The following is an 835-nucleotide window of genomic DNA, read 5'->3' as shown; positions in this document are numbered from 1 at the left end:
GCCATCATTGCCAAACTTCTTTGCTCCATTAATCAATAATGCTTGTTTCATATTCTCTCCTTTATGTGATGTTTGAGATGCTTTAGTTTGTTTCTGTTTGTCTGCTTAAATCTTGTGTGGGCTTTTATCTAAAAGATTTTTAAAGAATCTATTAGTATTTGTTTTCAAATGAACAAATTATAAAAGCTTATTATCTAAAAGATTTTTAAAGAATCTATTAGAGCTTTCAACAAGCAATCTATTCGTAATCAATATTTGATTAACTCAATCTTAAAGATTCTTTAAGAATCTTTAAGAACAGGTATTAAATCCTAAGATTCCTAAGCTTGCAAAGCTTCAAGCCACTTTAGCAAAGCTTTTTAAGAAACTCCCTACTAGATTGCCTTAATTATGGGCTTCCTTGTAGATTCTCTAGCATTACAATATAAACTTTTCCTTATAGATTCTCTAGCATTGGTTGTAAAGCCCGCTCCTTACCCATTTACAAATAATTAAATACAAGCTTTTTCATTATAGATTCTCCTCATTACAAACTCTAAATTTCCAATTAGTCGCAATGATTAGTCCCAAACTTTTTTCTTACCCATTATCTAATAATTGGTTGAGGCTTTTTCCTTACTCATTTTCCTTACTCAATTTTACAATATCGCAAACTTTTTTCATTACTCATTTCTAGCATTAGTTACAAATTTTCCTTGCCCATTCTCCTTATAAATTCTCCTTAAAAAATGTTGCAATTTTATCAAAGGGAATTTTCTCTGCATTATCGTATAAATCCACGTGATTAGCGTCTTTGATAATGAGTAATTCTTTGTTTTTACCCTTAAGCTTTTTG

The 835-nt window shown here is 29.8% G+C and carries 1 pseudogene; it reads right to left on the bottom strand.

The window, feature by feature from the left end:
* Positions 1-708: 708 nt before the first annotated feature.
* Positions 709-835, bottom strand: a pseudogene (locus CQA44_RS13385) (alpha/beta hydrolase); the annotation flags it as partial.

The sequence above is a fragment of the Helicobacter sp. MIT 14-3879 genome (genome assembly GCF_003364125.1).
Note: the sequence above shows the minus strand (reverse complement) of the source record. Positions and strands in the feature narration are given on the sequence as shown.